The 19,747-nt window shown below is 67.4% G+C and carries 25 protein-coding genes; 14 read left to right on the top strand and 11 right to left on the bottom strand.

Annotated elements, in window-relative coordinates; all coding sequences use genetic code 11:
- The coding region (locus VKG81_RS15190; protein ID WP_324397280.1) for a hypothetical protein at positions 1-268 on the top strand (268 nt) is incomplete at its 5' end.
- Between the two features lie 31 nt (positions 269-299).
- Positions 300-491 carry a WS/DGAT domain-containing protein gene (locus VKG81_RS15185; RefSeq protein WP_324397279.1) on the top strand — a complete coding sequence of 64 codons (192 nt, stop codon included), beginning with the start codon at positions 300-302 and terminating at the stop codon, positions 489-491.
- 7 nt (positions 492-498) lie between these two features.
- Here the strand turns inward: VKG81_RS15185 and VKG81_RS15180 are convergent, their stop codons facing one another.
- Positions 499-654 (bottom strand): DUF6131 family protein, encoded by a 156-nt coding sequence (locus VKG81_RS15180; protein WP_324397277.1) that lies wholly within the window; start codon positions 652-654, stop codon positions 499-501.
- Positions 655-816: 162 nt separating this feature from the next.
- Here VKG81_RS15180 and VKG81_RS15175 point away from each other — a divergent pair, with 162 nt between their 5' ends.
- The 4 genes from VKG81_RS15175 (at position 817) to VKG81_RS15160 (ending at position 6,394) form a co-directional block, all read left to right on the top strand.
- Complete coding sequence (locus tag VKG81_RS15175; protein WP_324397282.1) at positions 817-1,935, top strand: FAD-dependent oxidoreductase; 1,119 nt, start codon at positions 817-819, stop codon at positions 1,933-1,935.
- Between the two features lie 31 nt (positions 1,936-1,966).
- Positions 1,967-2,410 (top strand): Fur family transcriptional regulator, encoded by a 444-nt coding sequence (locus VKG81_RS15170; protein WP_324397275.1) that lies wholly within the window; start codon positions 1,967-1,969, stop codon positions 2,408-2,410.
- A 35-nt stretch (positions 2,411-2,445) separates the two neighbouring features.
- The gene (gene katG / locus VKG81_RS15165; RefSeq protein WP_324397281.1) at positions 2,446-4,668 is read left to right on the top strand and encodes a catalase/peroxidase HPI; all 2,223 of its coding nucleotides are present in this window, start codon (positions 2,446-2,448) and stop codon (positions 4,666-4,668) included.
- Positions 4,669-4,750: 82 nt separating this feature from the next.
- On the top strand, positions 4,751-6,394 hold the full coding sequence (locus VKG81_RS15160; protein ID WP_324397273.1) for an NAD-dependent malic enzyme: 1,644 nt from the start codon (positions 4,751-4,753) through the stop codon (positions 6,392-6,394).
- 22 nt (positions 6,395-6,416) lie between these two features.
- On the opposite strand, the gene VKG81_RS15155 is transcribed toward VKG81_RS15160, so the two are convergent.
- Both VKG81_RS15155 and VKG81_RS15150 read right to left on the bottom strand, forming a co-directional pair.
- Positions 6,417-7,232, bottom strand: a complete 816-nt coding sequence (locus tag VKG81_RS15155; RefSeq protein ID WP_324397271.1) for a class I SAM-dependent methyltransferase — start codon at positions 7,230-7,232, stop codon at positions 6,417-6,419.
- Between the two features lie 32 nt (positions 7,233-7,264).
- Positions 7,265-8,284 carry an NmrA family NAD(P)-binding protein gene (locus VKG81_RS15150; protein ID WP_324397269.1) on the bottom strand — a complete coding sequence of 340 codons (1,020 nt, stop codon included), beginning with the start codon at positions 8,282-8,284 and terminating at the stop codon, positions 7,265-7,267.
- 110 nt (positions 8,285-8,394) lie between these two features.
- On the opposite strand from VKG81_RS15150, the gene VKG81_RS15145 reads away from it, so the two are divergent.
- From VKG81_RS15145 to lipE, 3 genes are read left to right on the top strand one after another with little or no spacing between them, the layout of a single operon-like run.
- Positions 8,395-9,021: a TetR/AcrR family transcriptional regulator gene (locus VKG81_RS15145; RefSeq protein WP_324397267.1), complete on the top strand. Its 627-nt coding sequence runs from the start codon at positions 8,395-8,397 to the stop codon at positions 9,019-9,021.
- An 18-nt stretch (positions 9,022-9,039) separates the two neighbouring features.
- On the top strand, positions 9,040-9,525 hold the full coding sequence (locus VKG81_RS15140) for a peroxynitrite isomerase (RefSeq protein WP_324397264.1): 486 nt from the start codon (positions 9,040-9,042) through the stop codon (positions 9,523-9,525).
- Positions 9,522-10,769: a lipase LipE gene (lipE, locus tag VKG81_RS15135; RefSeq protein ID WP_324397262.1), complete on the top strand. Its 1,248-nt coding sequence runs from the start codon at positions 9,522-9,524 to the stop codon at positions 10,767-10,769. Before VKG81_RS15140 ends, lipE begins: the two co-directional genes overlap by 4 nt.
- Here the strand turns inward: lipE and VKG81_RS15130 are convergent.
- The gene (locus VKG81_RS15130) at positions 10,766-12,412 is read right to left on the bottom strand and encodes an acetolactate synthase large subunit (protein ID WP_324397260.1); all 1,647 of its coding nucleotides are present in this window, start codon (positions 12,410-12,412) and stop codon (positions 10,766-10,768) included. The two genes, lipE and VKG81_RS15130, sit on opposite strands and share 4 nt — an antisense overlap.
- Positions 12,413-12,563: 151 nt before the next feature.
- Here VKG81_RS15130 and VKG81_RS15125 point away from each other — a divergent pair, with 151 nt between their 5' ends.
- Both VKG81_RS15125 and VKG81_RS15120 read left to right on the top strand, forming a co-directional pair.
- Positions 12,564-12,710 carry a hypothetical protein gene (locus VKG81_RS15125; RefSeq protein ID WP_324397259.1) on the top strand — a complete coding sequence of 49 codons (147 nt, stop codon included), beginning with the start codon at positions 12,564-12,566 and terminating at the stop codon, positions 12,708-12,710.
- A gap of 80 nt (positions 12,711-12,790) precedes the next feature.
- Entirely contained in the window at positions 12,791-13,246 is a 456-nt protein-coding gene (locus VKG81_RS15120; protein ID WP_324397257.1) for an RDD family protein, read from the top strand.
- Positions 13,247-13,297: 51 nt separating this feature from the next.
- Here VKG81_RS15120 and VKG81_RS15115 read toward each other — a convergent pair whose 3' ends face one another.
- Positions 13,298-13,489 (bottom strand): hypothetical protein, encoded by a 192-nt coding sequence (locus VKG81_RS15115; RefSeq protein WP_324397255.1) that lies wholly within the window; start codon positions 13,487-13,489, stop codon positions 13,298-13,300.
- Between the two features lie 134 nt (positions 13,490-13,623).
- Complete coding sequence (locus VKG81_RS15110; RefSeq protein WP_324397253.1) at positions 13,624-15,213, bottom strand: acyl-CoA carboxylase subunit beta; 1,590 nt, start codon at positions 15,211-15,213, stop codon at positions 13,624-13,626.
- A gap of 184 nt (positions 15,214-15,397) precedes the next feature.
- Between VKG81_RS15110 and VKG81_RS15105 the strand changes: the two genes are divergently transcribed.
- Entirely contained in the window at positions 15,398-15,769 is a 372-nt protein-coding gene (locus VKG81_RS15105; RefSeq protein ID WP_324397251.1) for a GtrA family protein, read from the top strand.
- 61 nt (positions 15,770-15,830) lie between these two features.
- Here the strand turns inward: VKG81_RS15105 and VKG81_RS15100 are convergent, their stop codons facing one another.
- Together VKG81_RS15100 and VKG81_RS15095 are read right to left on the bottom strand one after the other, a co-directional pair.
- Positions 15,831-16,235 carry a nuclear transport factor 2 family protein gene (locus tag VKG81_RS15100; protein WP_324397249.1) on the bottom strand — a complete coding sequence of 135 codons (405 nt, stop codon included), beginning with the start codon at positions 16,233-16,235 and terminating at the stop codon, positions 15,831-15,833.
- A complete protein-coding gene (locus VKG81_RS15095) occupies positions 16,228-17,112 on the bottom strand; it encodes an LLM class F420-dependent oxidoreductase (RefSeq protein ID WP_324397247.1) in 885 nt (294 codons plus the stop codon). The genes VKG81_RS15100 and VKG81_RS15095 overlap by 8 nt, the downstream gene beginning before the upstream one ends.
- 78 nt (positions 17,113-17,190) lie before the next feature.
- Here VKG81_RS15095 and VKG81_RS15090 point away from each other — a divergent pair, with 78 nt between their 5' ends.
- Both VKG81_RS15090 and VKG81_RS15085 read left to right on the top strand, forming a co-directional pair.
- Positions 17,191-17,319: a hypothetical protein gene (locus tag VKG81_RS15090; RefSeq protein WP_324397283.1), complete on the top strand. Its 129-nt coding sequence runs from the start codon at positions 17,191-17,193 to the stop codon at positions 17,317-17,319.
- A gap of 28 nt (positions 17,320-17,347) precedes the next feature.
- Positions 17,348-18,580 carry a DUF7373 family lipoprotein gene (locus VKG81_RS15085; protein ID WP_324397245.1) on the top strand — a complete coding sequence of 411 codons (1,233 nt, stop codon included), beginning with the start codon at positions 17,348-17,350 and terminating at the stop codon, positions 18,578-18,580.
- Here the strand turns inward: VKG81_RS15085 and VKG81_RS15080 are convergent.
- The 3 genes from VKG81_RS15080 to VKG81_RS15070 all read right to left on the bottom strand — a co-directional run.
- Positions 18,568-18,747 (bottom strand): hypothetical protein, encoded by a 180-nt coding sequence (locus VKG81_RS15080; protein WP_324397243.1) that lies wholly within the window; start codon positions 18,745-18,747, stop codon positions 18,568-18,570. The two genes, VKG81_RS15085 and VKG81_RS15080, sit on opposite strands and share 13 nt — an antisense overlap.
- Positions 18,744-19,334, bottom strand: a complete 591-nt coding sequence (locus VKG81_RS15075) for a TetR/AcrR family transcriptional regulator (protein ID WP_324397241.1) — start codon at positions 19,332-19,334, stop codon at positions 18,744-18,746. Before VKG81_RS15075 ends, VKG81_RS15080 begins: the two co-directional genes overlap by 4 nt.
- A partial coding sequence (locus tag VKG81_RS15070) for an SRPBCC family protein (RefSeq protein ID WP_324397239.1) occupies positions 19,318-19,747 on the bottom strand: 430 nt, incomplete at its 5' end. The genes VKG81_RS15070 and VKG81_RS15075, both read right to left, overlap by 17 nt.

The following is a 19,747-nucleotide window of genomic DNA, read 5'->3' as shown; positions in this document are numbered from 1 at the left end:
CGACGGCACGTACACGGTTGGCGTCGACATCAGTGGCGGCAGGTGGCACACGGATGGGCGGCGGACCGAGCGCGCATACGACGCACTCGACGGTGTAGTCGCGACGTCGAAGTGCGCGTGGAGGCTCGGCTGGCTCGACGTCAAGTTCGGTGTCCCCAAAATGATTCCGATCGCCAGAAGCGATGATTCAGGGCCGGCTGATGTTGACCTCGGTCCCCCGGGGGCCACGTTCGAAACCCAGGGCTGCAAAGTGTGGTACCAGCGCTAAACCCCTGCCGCTGATCAACGCCGAGACCATCATGCGCAAGCTGCTGGGCGACGCCGAGGAACCCTACGACCTCTTCCACGCCCTTCGCGTCTCGGCGATCTCGTGCGCCGGGGACATCGGGATCGTGCCGTGCACCGACCCGCAGGCACTGCCCGACGTCGCGCGGCTGGCTGATGAGATCGAGGGCTCCTACGGGGAGCTACGCAGTGCGGCGACCGGATGACGAGGACCTAATACCAGTAGCGTCTGCCGGCCACCGGACGACCGACCGCCCCCAAGATCCACAGCACCGCGCCGATGACCAGGAGGATGATGCCGATCGTCCACAGAATCTGGACGTTGAGCACAAAGCCGAGAATGAGCAGGATGACTCCGAGGACGATCACATTTTCTCCTAATCTTCTGGGGCTAGATCTTCTGGGGCTGGCAGGCTCGGACGGTCACTTGTTTGACCGTTTACGCGGGTCGTAAACCTGATGTCGGGCGGTCTGCCGCCGGGTCGCTGGCAATATCTAGGGATGCTGCTCGGCGCCACGAAGGGCGGGGGTGTGAGGCGCAAACGCGTCGTCATCGCGGGACTTGGCGACAGCGGTGTGCTCACCGCGATCCGGCTGTCCCGTTACGCCGACGTCGTCGGGATCTCGGTCAAGCCCGCGTTGGTCAGCGGCCAAGAGCTGGGAGTGCGGCTGAGCCGGCCCAGCGAATGGGCTCGTGACTACTGGATCCCGTTCGAGAGATTCCGCGGCCTGGATCGAGTGCGCACCGTGCACGCCACGCTGACGGGGGTCGACCTTGCGGCGCGAACCGTCCTGGCCCAACGCGGCGACGGCTCGACACTGACCGAGGAGTATGACGCTCTGATCATCTCGACGGGAGTCAGCAACGGCTTCTGGCGGCGGCCGACCTTACAGTCGGCGGCCGATATCGGCGCCGACCTGCGCGACGTGCACGACCGCCTGGCCGACGCGCGATCGGTGATCGTCATCGGCGGCGGTGCCGCAGCGGTCAGCAGCGCCGCCAATCTCGCGACAACCTGGCCGGCCAAGCGGGTCGATCTGTACTTTCCCGGACAGCGCGCCCTGGTCGAGCACCACCCTGCGACATGGGGACGAATCCGGCGCCGGCTGACCGACGCCGGCGTGGTGCTCCACCCCGGGCATCGCGCGGTGGTGGCCGACGGCTTCGCGTGCGACCAGATCACCAGCGAGCCTGTCCGGTGGAGCACCGGACAGATGCCCGCGTCCGCCGATGCGGTGCTCTGGACGATTGGGCGAGTGCGACCCAACACCGACTGGTTGCCGGCTGAGCTCCTCGATGAGCACGGCTTCGTTCGCGTGACGCCGGACCTCCGGGTTCCCCGGCACCCCGGCGTGTTCGCGGTCGGCGACGTCGCGGCGACCGATCCGCTGCGAGCCTCGGCACGCAACAGAGCAGATCGGCTCCTCGCCCACAATGTCCGCGCCGGGTTCGCCGGTCGAGCGCCGCGGACCTACCGCGCGCCCAAGCAGCGCTGGGGTTCGGTGCTCGGTGTGCAGCCGGACGGGCTGGAGGTCTTCGCCCCCAGCGGCCACGCTTTCCGCTTCCCCGCATGGTCGATCGACCGTGTGCTGCAGCCATGGATCGTCCGATGGGGTATCTACCGCGGAGTGCGTCAGCCATACTCTTGACTGATTCCAGAAAAGTAGGCATATTGTTCCGGTGTCCCCGTTCCCGGACTACGCGGAGCAGCTGCGGATGGCTGATCTACGCGTGACCCGACCCCGCATCGCGGTGTTGGAGGCGGTCCAGGCGCATCCGCACGCCGACACGGAGACGATCTTCGGTGCCGTGCGGACCGCCTTACCTGAGGTGTCCCGGCAGACCGTGTACGACGTGCTGAATGCCCTGACCGCCGTGGGTCTGGTGCGGCGGATCCAGCCGTCGGGCTCCGTCGCCCGTTACGAGTCGCGGGTCGGCGACAACCACCACCACCTCGTCTGCCGGGCCTGCGGGGTCATCGCCGACGTCGACTGTGCCGTCGGCGAGGCCCCCTGCCTGATGGCGTCAGAGGACAACGGCTTTCTCCTCGACGAGGCGGAGGTCATCTACTGGGGTCTGTGCCCCGACTGCTCGACATCACAGACGTCGCGATCACACCCGTGATCGCAGCGCGAATCAACCACTCCGGAAGGAATGCCGTGCCCGAGGAACACCCGCCCATCGCAGAGGCGAACACCGAACCCACCGAGGGTGGTTGCCCGGTCATGTCCGGTCAGCTCAACTACCCGGCCGAGGGTGGGAACGCCAACCGTGAATGGTGGCCGAACCAGCTCAACCTGAAGATCCTGCAGAAGAACCCCGCCGTGGCCAATCCCATGGGCGAGGACTTCGACTACGCCACGGCAGTGAAGACCGTCGATGTAGATGCTCTGAAGGCGGACCTCGAGAAGGTCATGACCACCTCGCAGGACTGGTGGCCAGCTGACTTCGGCCACTACGGCCCACTCTTCATCCGGATGGCGTGGCACGCGGCGGGCACCTACCGCGTCGACGACGGCCGCGGGGGTGCCGGGGCCGGCATGCAGCGGTTCGCGCCGCTGAACAGCTGGCCCGACAACGCGAGCCTGGACAAGGCGCGCCGCCTGCTGTGGCCGGTCAAGAAGAAGTACGGCAAGAACCTCTCGTGGGCCGACCTGATCGTCTTCGCCGGCAACTGTGCGCTGGAGTCGATGGGCTTCAAGACTTTCGGCTTCGCGTTCGGCCGGGTGGACCAGTGGGAACCCGAGGAGGACGTCTACTGGGGCCCGGAGCACACCTGGCTCGGCGACAAGCGTTACACCGGCAAACGGGATCTCGAGAACCCACTCGCCGCGGTACAGATGGGTCTGATCTACGTCAACCCCGAGGGACCCAACGGCAACCCGGACCCGCTCGCCGCGGCCGTGGACATCCGAGAGACGTTCGGCCGGATGGCGATGAATGACGTCGAGACTGCCGCGCTGATCGTGGGCGGCCACACCTTCGGCAAGACCCACGGCGCCGGCGACGCCGAGCTGGTCGGCCCCGAGCCCGAGGCCGCTCCGCTGGAGGAGATGGGCCTCGGCTGGAAGAGCGCCTACGGCAGCGGTGTCGGCAAGGACGCGATCACCAGTGGGCTCGAAGGCATTTGGACCAATACCCCGACCAAGTGGGACAACAGCTTCCTCGAGATCCTCTACGGCTATGAGTGGGAACTGAGCAAGAGCCCTGCGGGTGCCCACCAGTGGATTCCGAAGGACGGTGCCGGGGCCGACACCGTGCCCGCCGCCTTCGGATCGTCGAAGACACACCCGACGATGCTGACGACGGACCTCTCGATGCGGCTCGACCCGGTCTACGAACAGATCACTCGCCGCTGGCTGGACCATCCCGAGGAGCTCGCGGACGAGTTCGCCAGGGCATGGTTCAAGCTGATCCACCGAGACATGGGGCCCGTTGCCCGCTACGTCGGGCCCCTGGTTCCCCAGGAGACGCTCCTGTGGCAGGACCCGGTTCCCGCGGTGGAGGGCGACCTCATCGGACCCGACGACATCGCCAGTCTCAAGAGCCAGATCCTGTCGTCGGGTCTGACTGTCGCGCAACTGGTTTCGACCGCTTGGGCGGCGGCGTCGTCGTTCCGCGGCAGCGACAAGCGCGGCGGCGCCAACGGTGGTCGCATCCGCCTGCAGCCGCAGGCCGGCTGGGAGGTCAACCAACCCGACGACCTCGCCCAGGTAGTGCGCGCGCTGGAAGGGATTCAGGAGTCCTTCGACGCTTCCGGAACGAAGGTGTCGTTCGCCGATCTCGTTGTGCTCGGCGGTTGCGCTGCGGTGGAGAAGGCCGCCAAGGACGCCGGATTCGACGTCACCGTGCCCTTCACCCCGGGTCGCACGGATGCCACGCAGGAGATGACCGATATGGAGTCGTTCGCCTACCTCGAGCCGACTGCAGACGGCTTCCGTAACTACCTCGGAAAGGGCAGCGAGCTGGCGGCCGAGTTCAAGCTGATCGACAAGGCGAACCTGCTGACCCTCAGCGCACCGGAGATGACGGTCCTCGTTGGTGGCCTGCGCGTGCTCGGCGCGAACTACAAGCAGTCGCCACTGGGCGTTTTCACCTCGGCTCCCGGGTCGTTGACGAACGACTTCTTCGTGAACCTGCTCGACATGGGCACAAAGTGGGCGCCGACGTCCAAGGACGAGGGCACCTACGAGGGCCGAGACCGAGCAACCGGCGAGCTGAAGTGGACCGGGAGCCGCGTCGACCTGGTGTTCGGTTCGAACTCGCAGCTGCGCGCGATCGCCGAGGTCTACGCCATGGACGACTCGAAGGACAAGTTCGTGCGGGATTTCGTGTCCGCATGGGACAAGGTGATGAACCTCGACCGGTTCGACCTCGCCTGATCGTCCACAACCCCGTGCGGCACCCCGCGAGCTGTGTCAGCTTGCGGGGTGCCATGCGTACCGAACCAATAAGCTGACGGGCATGGAAGGCTGCGTGCCGCAGGTCCCGCTCGCGCTGGCCAACCCCGGCATGAATCGTGGCGTCGGGTTCACGCAGGAGGAGCGACACCGATTGGGATTAACCGGGCGGCTGCCATCCGGGGTGCTCACCCTAGAGCAGCAGGCCGAACGGGTGTGGCGCCAATTACAGAGCATGCCAACCGATTTAGGGCGCAATCTGCTTCTCGACCAACTCCACTACCGCCATGAAATCCTGTATTTCAAGGTGCTCTCCGAGCATCTGAGCGAGCTGATGCCCGTCGTGTACACCCCTACGGTCGGCGAGGCGATCCAGCGGTTCTCCGATGAGTACCGTGGGCAGCGGGGACTGTATCTGTCGATCGATCATCCCGACGAGATCGCCGAATCGTTCCAGACGTTCAGGCTCGCCCCCGACGATGTCGACCTGATCGTGTGCACCGACGCCGAGTCGATCCTGGGCATCGGGGACTGGGGTGTGGGTGGCATCGAGATCTCCGTCGGCAAGCTGGCGCTGTACACCGCCGGCGGCGGTATCGATCCCTCTCGCACGATTGCGGTGTCGCTGGATGTCGGCACCGACAACGAGCAACTGCTGCAGGACCCGTTCTATGTGGGCAATCGCCATGCCCGCCGCCGCGGTGCCGAATACGACGCATTCATCGGCAAATATGTCGAGATCGCGCATCGGCTGTTCCCGCACGCGATGTTGCACTTCGAGGACTTCGGGCCCGCGAACGCTCGAGCGATCCTCGAGAAGTACGCGCGGGATTACTGCATTTTCAACGACGACGTGCAGGGCACCGGCGCGGTGGTGATGGCCGCGCTCTACGCGGGGCTGCAGGTGAGTGGCATCCCGATGAGGGAACAGAAGGTGGTCGTCTTCGGGGCCGGCACCGCCGGGATCGGGATCGCCGATCAGATTCGCGACGCGATGGTGGCCGACGGTGCCACCGTCGAGCGAGCCATGTCGCAGATCTGGCCGATCGACAAGCAGGGCCTGCTCTTCGACGACATGGGCGACCTGCGCGACTTCCAGCTGCCCTACGCGAAGAACCGGCAGCGGCTCGGGGTGGCCCCAGCGGATCGGCCCGGTCTTGTCGAGGCCATCAAGCTGGCCGCACCGACGGTCCTGATCGGCTGTTCAACGGTGCGTGGAGCGTTCAACCGGAACGTCATCGAGGCGATGACGGCGTCGACCGAACGACCCCTGATCTTCCCGATCTCCAACCCCACCTCGCGGATGGAGGCCATGCCCGCCGACATTCTCGCCTGGTCCGACGGGAAAGCGCTGGTCGCCACGGGTTCTCCGGTCCCACCGGTGCAGTACAACGCCACCACCTACGCGGTCGGTCAGGCCAACAACGCGCTGGTGTTCCCCGGAATCGGCCTAGGCGTCATCATCGCCGGGGCAAAGCACGTGACCAGGAGAATGCTCGATGCGGCCGCCAAAGCCGTTGCCCGACAGGCTGACCCGTGGGCACCCAGCGCCGGGTTGCTGCCCGACGTGAAGAACCTGCGGGCCGTCTCGGCGGTGGTCGCCGAAGCCGTCTACCACGCCGCCGTCGAGGACGGCGTGGCCAGCAGGAAACACGAGAGTGTTGTCCAAGCCATCCTCGACACGATGTGGGTGCCCGAATACAACTGAGCTCCTGTTCTCATTCGTGCTCTCAGACCGGTATAGCTCGTGCGACGCCCCGGACGACCCGGAGCCGTCCGTCGGCGAGGGCGAGGGTGAGGTTCTCGGCTTTCACCGCAAAGTCCGAGACGAAGGCGTGCAATCCCAGCGGGTTGGGCGGCAGGTTCAGCAGCGCCCGCATCGTCGCGGCGGCCTGCTCGGTGAGATCGCTCCAGTGGTCGAACACAAACCCGGAGGACTCGACGGCAGCGCGCAGCTCGCCGGAAGTGGCCAGGTGGCTGAGTTCGGGCCGGTCGGCCCACGGGAGTGGATAGCCGAGTTGGCCGCGATCACCAAGGGTGATGTCCCACACGGCGAGCCGGCCCCCGCAAACCAGGACCCGGCGCGCCTCCCGGTAAAGGCGGTCCTTTTCGGCCACGTTCATCTGTACGTGCTGGCTGAAAACGACCTGGAAGGTGGCGTCGGCGAAGGGCAGTGCGGTCACATCGGCCTGCCGAACGGAAATGAGCTCGTCCAACCCGACAAGTCGATTGAGCCAACGGGCCGTTTCGCAGTACTCGTCGGTCAGGTCGACGGCGGTAACCCTGCACCGGCACCGGTCGGCGACGAAGCGGGCGGTACCGCCGATCCCGCTGCCGGCATCGAGCACCTCGTCTTCGGTCGTGATCCCGAGCAGGTCCACCAGTTGGCTGGTGGCGTAACGGCCCATCGTGTGAAAGTCCTCAAGCAGCCCGAGGTCTGCCGGCCCAAGGTGGTCGAGGCCCAGTCCGGCGGCAACGAGGGCGCGCTCGATGTTGCGCCGAGACGCGCCCGTTGAGTACTGAGCATCGGTCTGGGTGTCGTTCATGTGCGCTCCTTGCGGATCGGGGAGCCCGCCGCTCATGCCGACGCCCGGCCGGCGCGGTTCGCGCCGAACCAATCATCGGATGGTGCGGCGTGCTCGTTTCGCCAGACCGCGGACTGGCCGGAAAGTCGGGGATGCGCCGGCCGGGGATGTTGCTGGCGCCGCTCGAACCTGTCCAGGCGATGCATCGGCACGAGTCCGATCAACATGAACTCCCAGATCTGGCGGATGAGATTGCCTGCGCTGCGCCGGGAGTCCGGGCCGGTGGTGTAGCGGCGTGCGATCGTCAGAAAGTCTTCGGGTTCGACACCGGCGACGTCACGGACATGGGTCGTCGGTCCGCCAACCTCCGAGGTTCGCAGGGAGTACCCGGGCAGGTAGTGGCGCAAACTGGACTCGAAGAACAGGTCGGCCCCGATCCGCTTGGCGCTCAACCGTACAGCTCGCATGAACACCCACGGGGGAATGTCGATGTGGCGCACCCGTCGGCCCAATGCCGCACCGAGTGCTTCGGCGATATCCGCCGCGGACAACATCGTCGGCCCGGTCGGGCGGTAGGCCCGACCGTCGTGTCGGTGCGGGTCAAGCAGTGCGCCCACCGCAACTCGCGCGATGTCCTCGTTGGAGGGAGGCGCATTGCGGCCCGCGCCAGTCGGCATCGGCAACACTCCCAGCTGGGCCGCGATGGGGACCAGCTGCCGGGTCGCCAGAGAAGGATGCTCCGGGCTCGCCAGCCACTGCCCCAAGGCCACCACCGCGTCCACCCCTGAACGGCGCGCAGCCACGGCAAAAGCGACCGAGCTGTCGAGTGCGTGGGGGTGGTACGGGGGATTGAAGTACAGCCGGTCCACCCCGTCCACCGCGGCCTGGACCTGTTGGATGTCAAACATATCGGCGACGACGACCTCAGCCCCCAAGGCCCGCAGACGGGCGCTGCGCGCGTCGTCACGATGCACCAACGCCCTGGTCGTCACACCCCTCTCCAACAGCTGGGCGGCGACCGCGCCGCCGATCCTGCCCGTTGCGCCGGTCACCAACACCCGAGTGGTTGCCATCGGAGTCCCCTTCATCGTTGATTGTTTGTTGAACACGAAGTATGTTTCGGAACATCGTGTTCAATCCAACTGACGGCGCGGTACTTCCGTCAACAACCAATGGAGGCGCGATGTCCAGTACCGAACACGGCCGACAAGTTGTCCGGAAATCTGGAGCTTCTGCCGCGGCGCCGGATCGGCGGGTCAGGCGAACCCGCAAGCTGCTCCATGACGCGTTCCTTTCCCTTGTCATCGAGAAGGGCTACGAGAAGACCACCATCCAGGACATCCTCGATCGTGCCGACGTCGGCCGGTCCACGTTCTATGTCCATTACCGGGACAAGGAAGCGCTGCTGACGGCGAGTTTCGACGGGATACGCGATCAGCTCGAGAGTGAATTCGCCGACATCACCGCCACGGGCCCCATCGACGTCGGTCTGCCCGCGGCCCTGCTCTTCGAACACGCCTACCGAAATCAGCGCGTGTACCGCGCCCTTTGTGGCCGACAAGGCGGGGCGCTGGTCCAGCGCTACCTGCGTCGGATGATCGGCGACCTATTGCGAAAGCGTCTGCGGCCGCAGTTCACGCAGGCCGGCACCGAAGTGCCCGCCGACATCGCGGCCGAGTTCTATACCTCGGCTGCGCTGGGCGTGCTGGTGTGGTGGATCGACCACGACTTCTGTGGTGACCACGCCTGGCTGACCCGGGTCTACCGCAACCTCGCCGCGGCTGACCGGTGGGCATCTGAGGATGCGTGACGCCGTAGCCTGACGGACGTGGCCGACCTTCATCCCGGCATCGCCGTCCTCGCCCCCCTGGTTGGCACCTGGGCAGGCCGGGGCGCGGGCGAATACCCGACAATTCAGCCGTTCGGCTATTTCGAGGAAATCACCTTCGGTCATGTCGGCAAGCCGTTCCTGCGCTACGGTCAGCGGACGAAGGCCAGCGACGACGGCCGCGCACTGCACGCAGAGACCGGCTACGTCCGGGTGCCGTCGGCGGGGCGGGTCGAGCTGGTTGTGGCGCACCCGACCGGCATAACCGAGATCTCGGAGGGAACGCTGTCGGTCAGCGAAACCACGGTGGAGATGGAGCTGAACGCAACCGCGATCGGTCGCACGGCGTCAGCGAAAAGCGTTACGGCCCTGAGCCGCTCGATCCGCATCGACGGGGACGAACTGACCTACACGCTTCGAATGGGCGCGGTGGGTCAACCCTTGCAACACCACCTCGCCGCGACTTTGCATCGGAGGCACGGATGACGGACGACGGCAGAATCCGCATCCCGGCCGACGTCGACGCCGTGACCTTTGCGGGACAGGAAGACGATCCCGGGAGCTCCGGGCTGGACCCCGCGGCCGTCGAGCGGATCTGGCAGGCGACGCGGCACTGGTACCGGGCGGGAATGCACCCGGCGATCCAGTTGTGCCTGCGCCACCACGGCAGGGTCGTGCTCAACCGGGCGATCGGGCACGGCTGGGGCAACGGACCCACCGATCCGGCCGACGCCGAAAAGGTCCCGGTCAGCACGGAAACGCCGTTCTGCGTGTACTCCGCGGCCAAGGCGATCACGACGACCGTCGTCCACATGCTCGTTGAACGTGGATGTTTCTCGCTCGACGATCGCGTGTGCGACTACCTACCCAGCTACGCCAGTCACGGCAAAGACCGCACGACGATCCGGCACGTGATGACCCACAGCGCAGGTGTGCCCTTCCCCACCGGCCCGAGACCCGACCTCAAGCGCATGGACGACAGCGAGTACGCCCGCGAAATGCTCGGCGAATTGAAGCCGCTCTACCGGCCGGGACTGGTGCACATCTACCATGCGCTGACGTGGGGCCCACTGACCCGGGAAATCGTTTCGGCCGCCACCGGCAAGAACATTCGCGACATACTTGCCACCGAGATCCTCGACCCGCTCGGCTTCCGGTGGACGAACTACGGCGTGGCGGCGGAGGACGTCCCGCTGGTCGCTCCGAGTCACGCCACGGGAAAGCCATTGCCCGCGCCCATCGCGGCAGGCTTCCGCAAGGCGATCGGCGGAACGTTGCATCAGATCATTCCGTTCACGAACACCCTCCCGTTCCTCACGGGTGTGGTGCCCTCGTCCAATACCGTGTCGACGGCATACGAACTGTCGCGCTTCGCCGAAATGCTGCGCCGCGGTGGTGAGCTCGACGGCGTGCGAGTCATGCGACCGGAGACGCTGCGCGCCGCGGTGACCGAATGCCGGCGCTTGCGACCGGATCTCGCGAGCGGGCTCGCGCCGCTTCGCTGGGGTACCGGGTACATGCTGGGTTCAAAGCGGTTCGGACCGTTCGGGCGCAATGCCCCCGCCGCGTTCGGTCATACCGGATTGGTCAACGTCGCCGTGTGGGCCGACCCCGAGCGCGGGCTCGCGGCGGGGCTCATCAGCAGCGGCAAACCCGGCAGGCATCGCGAGGCCAACCGCTACCCCGCTCTCATGGACCGCATCGCCGCCGAAATCCCCCGCGTTGCTTAGAGGGTGTCGTCAAGCTCGCCGAGCCTGTCGGTCAGGCGCAGGTTCTCCGAATAGTCAACCGGGCATGAGATGACCGACACCCCGTCGTCGTCCAGCGCGGCCTTCAGGGTGGGCAGCAACTCGTCGGCGGCGTTGATCCGATACCCCCTGGCGCCGAAACTTCCCGCGTAGGCCACCACATCGGGGTTGGTGAACCGGACGTAGTAGTGATCGCCGAGCTCGAGGTCCATCTTCCACTCGATGAGCCCGTAGCCGCCGTCCTCCCAGATCAGCACCACCAAGGGAATTCGCTCGCGCACCGCGGTCTCGATCTCCTGCGAATTCATCAAGAACGCACCGTCGCCCATCACCGCCAACACCCTCGCATCAGGCCGGGCCAGCCGGACGCCGAGTGCGCCGGGCAGTGCAAAGGCCATGGTGGACAGGCCGTTCGAGATCAGGCAGGTATTGCGCTCATAGGTCGGATACAGCCGGCCCATCCACATCTTCACCGCACCGGTATCGACCAGCACCACGTCGCCGCGGCCGAGCGCGGCGCGGGTGTCGGCCACGATCCGCTGTGGTGCCATCGGGAACCGCGAATCTGATTGCCCGTGGGCGAATTCCGCGGCGAGCAGCCCCGCGCCCGGCGCAGCGGGGTCCGATTTGTGGCGATGGCCCGCCAGCGCATCGGTCAGCGCGTCCAACGACGCGCTGATGTCGCCGTGGATCCCCACATCGACCGAGTAGTGCGCATCGACCTCGGCGGGGAAACGATGCACGTGGATGATCTTCTTGTCGCCGTTCGGATTGATCCGGACCGGGTCGAACTCCTGCAGCTCGTAGCCGACCGCGATGATCACGTCGGCGTTGTCGAACCCGAAATTGACGTAATCGTGGCGCATGAACCCGATCGTGCCGATGCTGTTGGGATGGTCGTCGGGCATGACGCCCTTGCCGTGGAAGGTGTTGGCGACCGGCACCCCGAGGGCTTCGGAGAATCGGATCAGCGCCGCGGCCGCGTCGGCCCGGGCCGCGCCGTGCCCGGCCAGCACCACCGGCCGCTGCGCGTCACGCAGAACCGCGGCAGCCCGCTGCACCTGGCTGGGTGAGGGCGCCTCCGGGCGCACCACATTGCGGGGCAACGGCGCGAGGTCGTAATCGGCCTCGTCGGCGTCGATGTGCTCCGGTACGGCCAGATACACCGCGGCGGGGCGTTCGGTCTCGGCAACCTTGAACGCCTTGCGGAACATCTCCGGTATCGCCCGCGATGTCGGGATGCCGTCGGCCCAGCGGGTGATGGGGCGAAACATCGCCACCAGGTTGACGTACTGATGCGATTCCTTGTACTCGCGGTCCTGGCCCACCTGGGCGGAGATCGCCACCAGCGGGGTGCTGTTGGTGGTCGCATCGGCCACCCCGAGCTGCATGTTGATCGCGCCCGGCCCCAGCGTGGCCGACACCACCCCCGCCCGCCCGGTCACGCGGCCGTACATCTCGGCCATGAACGCCGCGCCCTGTTCGTGGCGGGTCAGCACATAGCGGATGCCCGATTCGGCCAGCGCCTGAACGAAGTGGATGTTCTCCTCGCCCGGGATCCCGAACACCACCGAAACACCCTCGGATTCCAGACACTTGACCATCAATTGCGCGGCCGTGGTCATCTCGGGCCCCCTCCGCCGGCGGATGGATGTAGCGGCCCCTCCGGACCGCCCACTGAAATGTTACGGCCAGGAAAACTTTCTTCCCGCCGGGTCTGATTCTCCGGCCTTCGCTTGTCGTTATCTGTGAGGGGCCAAGGCGAGGAGGTCCGAAATGGAACGGCACAGCAACGGCAGGCTCATCGGCGCAGCGGGCCCGGATGATTACTCGCCGCGGATCCTCTGGTCGTTGTCGTGGACGCTGGCCTTGCTGGCGGTCCTGGCGATCGGCCTGGCGTGGGTGTTCGACCTGCCAATTTGAACGTGACTTTGGTCACATGTGTCTGAAATGGCCGCGGGTGGGACGTCTTTATTCATGACAGCTGAACGGGAGGTTTGCGGATGAAGAGGTCACCCGCCGCCGCGGGCGTGCTGCGGCGGACTCTGGCCGCGGTCATCGACCTCGGTGTCGTCGTCGCGACCCTTTATGCGCTTCAGGCGGCGGTCGCGCTGAGCGTGGTCGGGACCTGGCCCGGTTCGTTGATGCGGGGCAGCGACCAGACCGTGCGGGAGGGCGCGGTCAGCCTCGTGGTGGCAGTGGCGTACTCGGCGGAATGCTGGTCACGATCGGGACGCACGGCCGGTGGCGCGGCACTGGGCGTGCGGGTGGTGGCCCGCGACGGTCTGCCGCTGCGCCCGGCCGAGGCCATCATGCGCGCCGCCGCGTGTCTGATATTCCCGGTCGGGTTGTTTTCGGCCGCGGTGGACCGGCAACGGCGGTCGTTGCAGGACATGGCTTTTGGCAGCCGGGTCATCTGCGAGCGCCCGCGCCCGTCGATGGCCCAACCCGTGGGGTGAGGCAGTAACAGGCGCGGTTGGCGTGCGGGACGCCATCGCCCTCGACGGCCCCTAACGGCCTCTGCGGCCGCGCCACCCGCCCAGTGCGATCGCGATCCCGATCACCGCGATGATCGGACCAAGGATCGACCAGGTTGTGGTGTTGGTCATCGGGCTGCCCGACACCGCCCCGAATCCCTGCAGCGCAAACAGCAACCCGGCCAGCGTGACGAGCGCGCCGACGACGACGATGGCAACGCGCACGCCTTCGACAGTAACCGGGCGACCGGGTTGAACGCTGCCGGGGGGGCGACCACTCGTCGTTCGGCCAACGCCGAGATTGACCTCAGCGACGGATGCCCGGCGTGTCTCGTCGCTGAGGTCAAAGTCGGCGCCGGCTACCACGTGTCGACGAAGCGCCGACGTTCGAAACGGTGTCGGCGGGCGGTGGCCGCGGCCAGCGTGGCCGCGATCAGCGGGCGTGTCTCGGCGGGGTCGATGACGTCGTCGATCTCGAACAGCTGAGCCGCGTTGAGGGCCTTGGCGTTCTCCTGCGCGGCGGCCGTGGCCTGGCGTACGCGCTCTTCACGCGCGTCATCGTCCGCGATGGCCCCGAGCTCCTTGCGCAGCCCCAGGCGGACGGCGCCCTCGAGGCCCATCGGGCCGAGGTGAGCGCCCGGCCATGCCACCGTGAGCAGCGGCTCGTGCAGGCTGCCGCCGGTCATTGCCTGCGCGCCGAGGCCGTAGCCGCGGCGCAGCACGACCGCGACAAGCGGAACGCGCAGCGCGGCACCCGCGACGAGGAGGCGGGAGGCCCGGCGCACCAGCGCCTCGGCCTCGGCCGCCGGGCCGACCATGTAGCCGGGGCAGTCGATGAGCGAGACGACTGGAAGACCGAAGGCGTCGCAGAGCTGCAAGAAGCGTGCCGCCTTGTCCGATGCGGCGGCCGTGATCGCGCCTGCCATGACCCGGGTGTTGTTGGCGATGACGCCGACCGCGCGGCCTTGGATCCGGGCCAGCGCGGTCACCATCTCCGGCGCGAAGCGCTCCCGCAGGAACGTCACCGAACCCTCGTCGGCAAGCGTCTGGATGATCGGGGCGACGTGGTAGGCGAGGCGCGAACGCTCGGGAACGAGGGTGCGTAAACGTGTTTGGTCAGCCGCGGTGCCGGGAGCGGTCGAGCCTTGGAAATAGCCGAGTAGGCGCCTGGTCACCGCGACCGCCCGGGCCTCGCCGGCAACGACGACATCGACCACCCCATTGGGCGCTTGCATCGAGATCGGGCCCACCTCGTCCGGGTGGACCTCGCCCAGGCCGCCGCCGGCGATCATCGCCGGCCCACCCATGCCGATCGAGGCGTCCTCGGTGGCGACGATCAGGTCGGAGCAGCCCGCGATGACGGCGTTGCCCGCAAAGCAACGGCCTTTGACGATCGCGATCCGCGGCACCAACCCGGAGAGCCCCGCCCACAGCTTGAACGCGCGAGCATCGAGTGCCGACACGACGGGATAGTCGGTGTCGCCCGGTCGCCCCCCACCACCTTCGGCGAAGAAGACGGTGGGCAACTGCATCCGCTCGATCAGCTCGAAGAGCCGGTCCTTCTTGCGGTGACCCAGCGTTCCCTGCGTGCCGGCCAGCACGGTGTAGTCGTAGGACAGCACCGCGCAGGCGCTGCGCTCGTCGCCGAAGAGGTCACCGTTGATCCGCGCCGTGCCGGCCACCAGCCCGTCGGCGGGTGTGCGCGCGATCAACTCGGCGACGTCGCGGCGATGGCGCTGGGCGGCGATGGCGAAGCGCCCATATTCGACGAACGAGCCCGCATCGACCAGATCGGCGATGTTCTCGCGGGCCGTGCGTGCGTTTCCGGCGTGCCGCCGCGCGACCGCCTCGGGGCGCGCCGCGTCCTCGGTGAGCGCACGCCGCCGCAGTAACTCGGCGTGATCGCCGCGGATGGGCTCGTCACGCGCCGGGGTGTTCGATTCTGACATCGTCGTGGCTCCTTCGTCGCGTGATGCCGGGCGTTCGCCCGCTGATTATGGGCAGGACACCTGCCGATGGCACCGTGGCGGTGTGCCGGTCGAACCGCAGTCGAGTCGAGCAGGGCCGGCGGAGCGGTTCCACCGGTGCTGTGCGGAGGCCATCGCCCGCCTGCCGTTTGGGCTGGATTCTGTTGTGGCACCGACCTTCCTGGGCTTCGTGGTGATCAACGGCTGCACGTTCGGCCTGGATCTGCTGGTGATCACCATGCTGCACGGCGGCCTGGGAGCACCGCTGCCGATCGCGGTGACGGTCGGCTACGCGCTCGCCTTCGCGGTGAGCTACCTCCTGAACCGGACCCTGAACTTCCGCTCGCACGCCGAGGTGGGACCGCAGGTCGCGGTGTACGTTGCGGTGGTCGCGGTGAACTACCTGCTGTTCATCCTCGGCGTTTCCAGTGCCCTGTCGGTTCTCGGCGTGCAGTACCACCTCGCGCGGATCGCGGCCGGCGCCGGTGAGGCGATCTACATGTACTGCGCGATGCGGTGGTTGGTGTTCGGGCGCTGACCCCGGCCGCACAGGCCTGTTCGCCCTGTCTGTGGCGTCGTCACGAGAGTCGCGCCAGACATCACCCGCGGCTACGATCGCCGAACCCGGGCGGGGGCGCACCGGCACAGTCGGGGTCGACCTCGACCGCGTAAGACGTTATCGACGCGATCTTGTCGCCGGAGAACTCGAACGTGTTGCAGCGGGCGACCGCGGTGACGCCGTCGGGTCCGCTGTAGCGGTCAAAGGAGTCCACCGCCACAACGCCATCGCCAACCGCGGTGATGCAGCGGTCCCGGCTGATCGTGGTGCCTTTCAGGCTTTCCAGGGTGTCGCGGCAGGTGCGAATGACCGCATCGGCCCCCTCGAGGACCATGTAACCCACCACCGTCCAACGCACGTCATCGGCGAGATGTGGAAACACCTCATCGAATCGGTGTTCGGAGAACGCTCGGCCGACCGCACCCGGATCGAACACCTCACCCATCGGTCGGCGCGCTCGTGCCCGACACGGCGGACGCGATGCGCCGCCACTGCTCGCGGGGGAACTTCGTGTGATCTGAGGTCAGGACCTGGATGCAAACATGGTCGGCGCCGGCGGCGAGGTGCTGGTTCACCCTGCGCATGACGGCGTCCTCGCCGCCCCACGCGATGATCCCGTCGAAGAGTCGGTCGCTGACTGACGTGAGGTCCTCGGAGGTGAAGCCGGAACGCAGCAGGTTGTTGGCGTAATTCGGGAGTGCCGTATACGCGCGGAGCCACCGGGACCCGATCGCGCGTGCTTCATCTTCATCTTCGGTGAGGATGACGGTCTGTTCCGGCAGCAGTAGCGGACCCTGACCCAGCACCTCCCGTGCGCTACGCGTGTGGTCAGGTGTGACCAGGTACGGATGTGCGCCGCCGGCGCGGGTTTTCGACAAGGTCAACATCTTGGGGCCAAGCGCGGCGAGTACACGGTGGCCGACGGGGACGGGATGCTCGGCGGCATCCAGGGCGTCGAGGAATGAGCGCGTCGCGGCCAGCGGCTTGCGGTATCGGCCGGGCTCAGACGCGTCGATCAGTGGCGCGTGGCTCACTCCGATGCCCAGAAGAAAGCGGTCCCCATGAGCCGCGGACAACGACGCGAACGAGGCGGCCACGGCCGAGGGCGTGTGCATCCAAAGGTTCAGGATGCCGGTCGCGACGACCACCCGTCTGGTTGACGCCAGCAAATTCTCGACAGCGTCGAACACAGGCCCGCCGACGTCGGGAATCCACAGCGCCCGGAAACCCAGTTCCTCCAACTCCGCGGCGGCCTCCGCGGATTCGGCGGGATCTCCATACCGAAGCTGTGCACTCCACACGCCCACGCCCGAAAGCTCCATGCACTTGTTCCTTCCACCCGCCGCACGCACACCATTTCACAAGCCCCCGCGGACCCCAAGGTGTCACGCTCCGCTGGGGTGGATCGTCACGAGCTGCGCAGGCAGGATTCGGGCATTTACGGCGGGAGGGTGGAGGTATTCCGCAACATGATCGCCCAGAACGCGCTCGGACTCGGCCGTCCCGCGACCACGGCCCCCCACGGGTAAGGTGAGCTCGCGGTCTGCCGTAGCTCTGGTGGCTATCGACGGTGTGGGTGAAGTGATGCGACGACTCGGTGCATTCCTCGTCGCCGCGGTGTGGCGCTCGGCGGTGGCCGCGGCGACCGTCTCCGCCGTGCCGGGGTGCAGCTACTTCGCCTCGGAAGTTCCGGTGAAGGCCGTGCACAGCGCACCCCACGCGGGTGCAGTCGTGGCAGACGCGGGCAGGTATCCGACCACCCCCGGCCCACCACCCGGGAGGGCCGGCACCGACTCCTACGGCCGAGTTCTCGAAGGCCTCCGGATGGCGGAATACGTCGTGGTGCCCAGCCAGGTCGATCCGGCGCTGACCCGCGCCATCCCGCAGAACACCAACACACTTCGGACCGGTGACGAGTTACCAGATCCACTGGACGCGGACGACAAGCAGAACTTTGTGGTGGGGTTCTCCACCGCTCGCAGTTCCGCCGCGGATCAGGTCCTGCTCAACATCGTGCTGCGTTTCACCAGCGCGGCCGCAGCGGCGGACGTGGCCCAGGACACGGCGGACCTGCACGCGCGGACCGCGCAGCGGGCCACTATCCCGATTCCCCGACACAGCGCGACCCTGGCCTTCGGCTCCGAGACCGCTCAGGGCGCGGAGTTGCACAGCATCACCGCCCACGGCCCGTATGTGTTCTTGCAGTACGCGCGCTCCAAGCAGGGGGTCCGGGGCGCGGTAACGCTCGTGTCGGGGACACTCGACCTCCAGGAGCCCCTGATCGATCAGTTCGTTCCCGATGACCCGTCGCGCTTTGCGGACCTGTCCACCGACGACACCGGGCTATTGCGCCGTACATTGCCGCTGGCGCCCCAGGACGCGGACCTGCCGGCTCGCGGGTGGGACCTCCAACCCAGGGCGGCCCTGCACTTCCAGGAAGACTCCGCCAAGGCGGCGCCTCTGTTCGCCGTGACGGGAGTCGTGGCGGTAGCGGCCGGGAAGAGCACGGTATACGAGGCGGCTGATCGATTCGGCGCGGAACGACTGGCCGAGCGGCTCGCCGCCGACCGGCGCGGCGACGGCTATCGACCCGCCGCGGCGGTGAGTGAGGTACCGGCGGCTCGCTGCTTCGGCGGAGGCCGCGACGACGACGCCTCACCGCGGAATTTCTACTGCGCCGGCTCGGCCGGCCGGTACGCCTATGAGATCTTTTCGAGCGATCAGGTCGATGCGCACCGACAGGTGGCGGCGCAGTACCGCTTACTGACGGAAACCGATCAAACCTGGTAGCCGGGGATGGCGCCCACCGCGTCGGCGTCCCGGTAATTGATTCCGGAGAACTCGACGGCAATCTGTACCTGCCCATCGGGAAGGAAGCGGTCGTCGACGCCTTCGTGATGGACGGTGGCGTTTCCCTCGTTGTCTTCGCGCGCGACAAGCGCGTTGACATCGGTCATCGGATGCCTGCCTTTCGGGTGCGGTTTCCCCCGGCCGCTGAATCTTGCCCCTCGCGGAGGAGGTTGGCGAAGGCTTCGGCGGCCGCGTCCACGGCGGCGGCGTCGTCGGTGGCCACCAGGTCGAGCAGCAGGCCACGGATGACGGCCAGGCCGAGCCGGACCTGAGCAGGGTCCACCGATGCACCGGTGTTCGCGGCGGCCGCGGCCAGCCAGCCGTCCACCGCGCCCGGCACCATACGGGCGAAGGGCTGCTCACCGGCGACGCCGCGCGCGTAGCACTCGAAAAAGAGGCGTTCAAAGGGGCGCAACTCGGGACGCCGCACGTCTGCCCACATCACGGAGAACCCGGCGGCAGGGTCGGTAGGCAGGTCGGAGAGGATGCCCATCTGCCGACGCTCCACCTCCTCGACGATCGCCAGGAGCAGCTCGCTGCGTGACCCGAAGTGGTGCAGCAGCATGCGGTGGCTGGTGCCGAGCGCGTCGGCCACGTCGCGCAGCGAGCGGTCGCCGATGCCGCGTGCAGCGAATTCCCCGATGAGCGCGGCAAGGAGCTCCCGGCGCCGTTCGACGTCAGGAGGTCGGGCCATGAAGGCTGTGCAGGTGCTCGCTTCTGGCCTTGAGGCCCCGCGCCTCCCACTGCAGGTAGCGCTTGGTCATCCGGACCATGAGCCGGCCCACGAGCGCGCCGATCAAGCCCCTCTGGTCGATCTCCTGGTGGACCCGCGTGCGGTGCTCGTCGATGGGGATGACCTGGTGGCGCGCGAGCGCCAACCCACCGGGCGAGCGCTGCACCCAGGTCCACGAGGCACCGTCGGCCAGCTCGGTGACCTCCCAGACGAGCCTGGGCATCCGGGGCTGCGAGATCGCGAAGCGCCGGCCCACGCCCAGGCCGGGACCGTCGAGCGCGTCAACGCGGGTGACCGATGCCGTCCACTCCGGCCAGCGCCCGACGTCGCTGAAGACCTCCCACACCAACGGCGCCGGGGCGTCGATCTCGACA

It is taken from the genome of Mycobacterium sp., assembly GCF_035314905.1.
GTDB lineage: Bacteria > Actinomycetota > Actinomycetes > Mycobacteriales > Mycobacteriaceae > Mycobacterium.
Note: the sequence above shows the minus strand (reverse complement) of the source record. Positions and strands in the feature narration are given on the sequence as shown.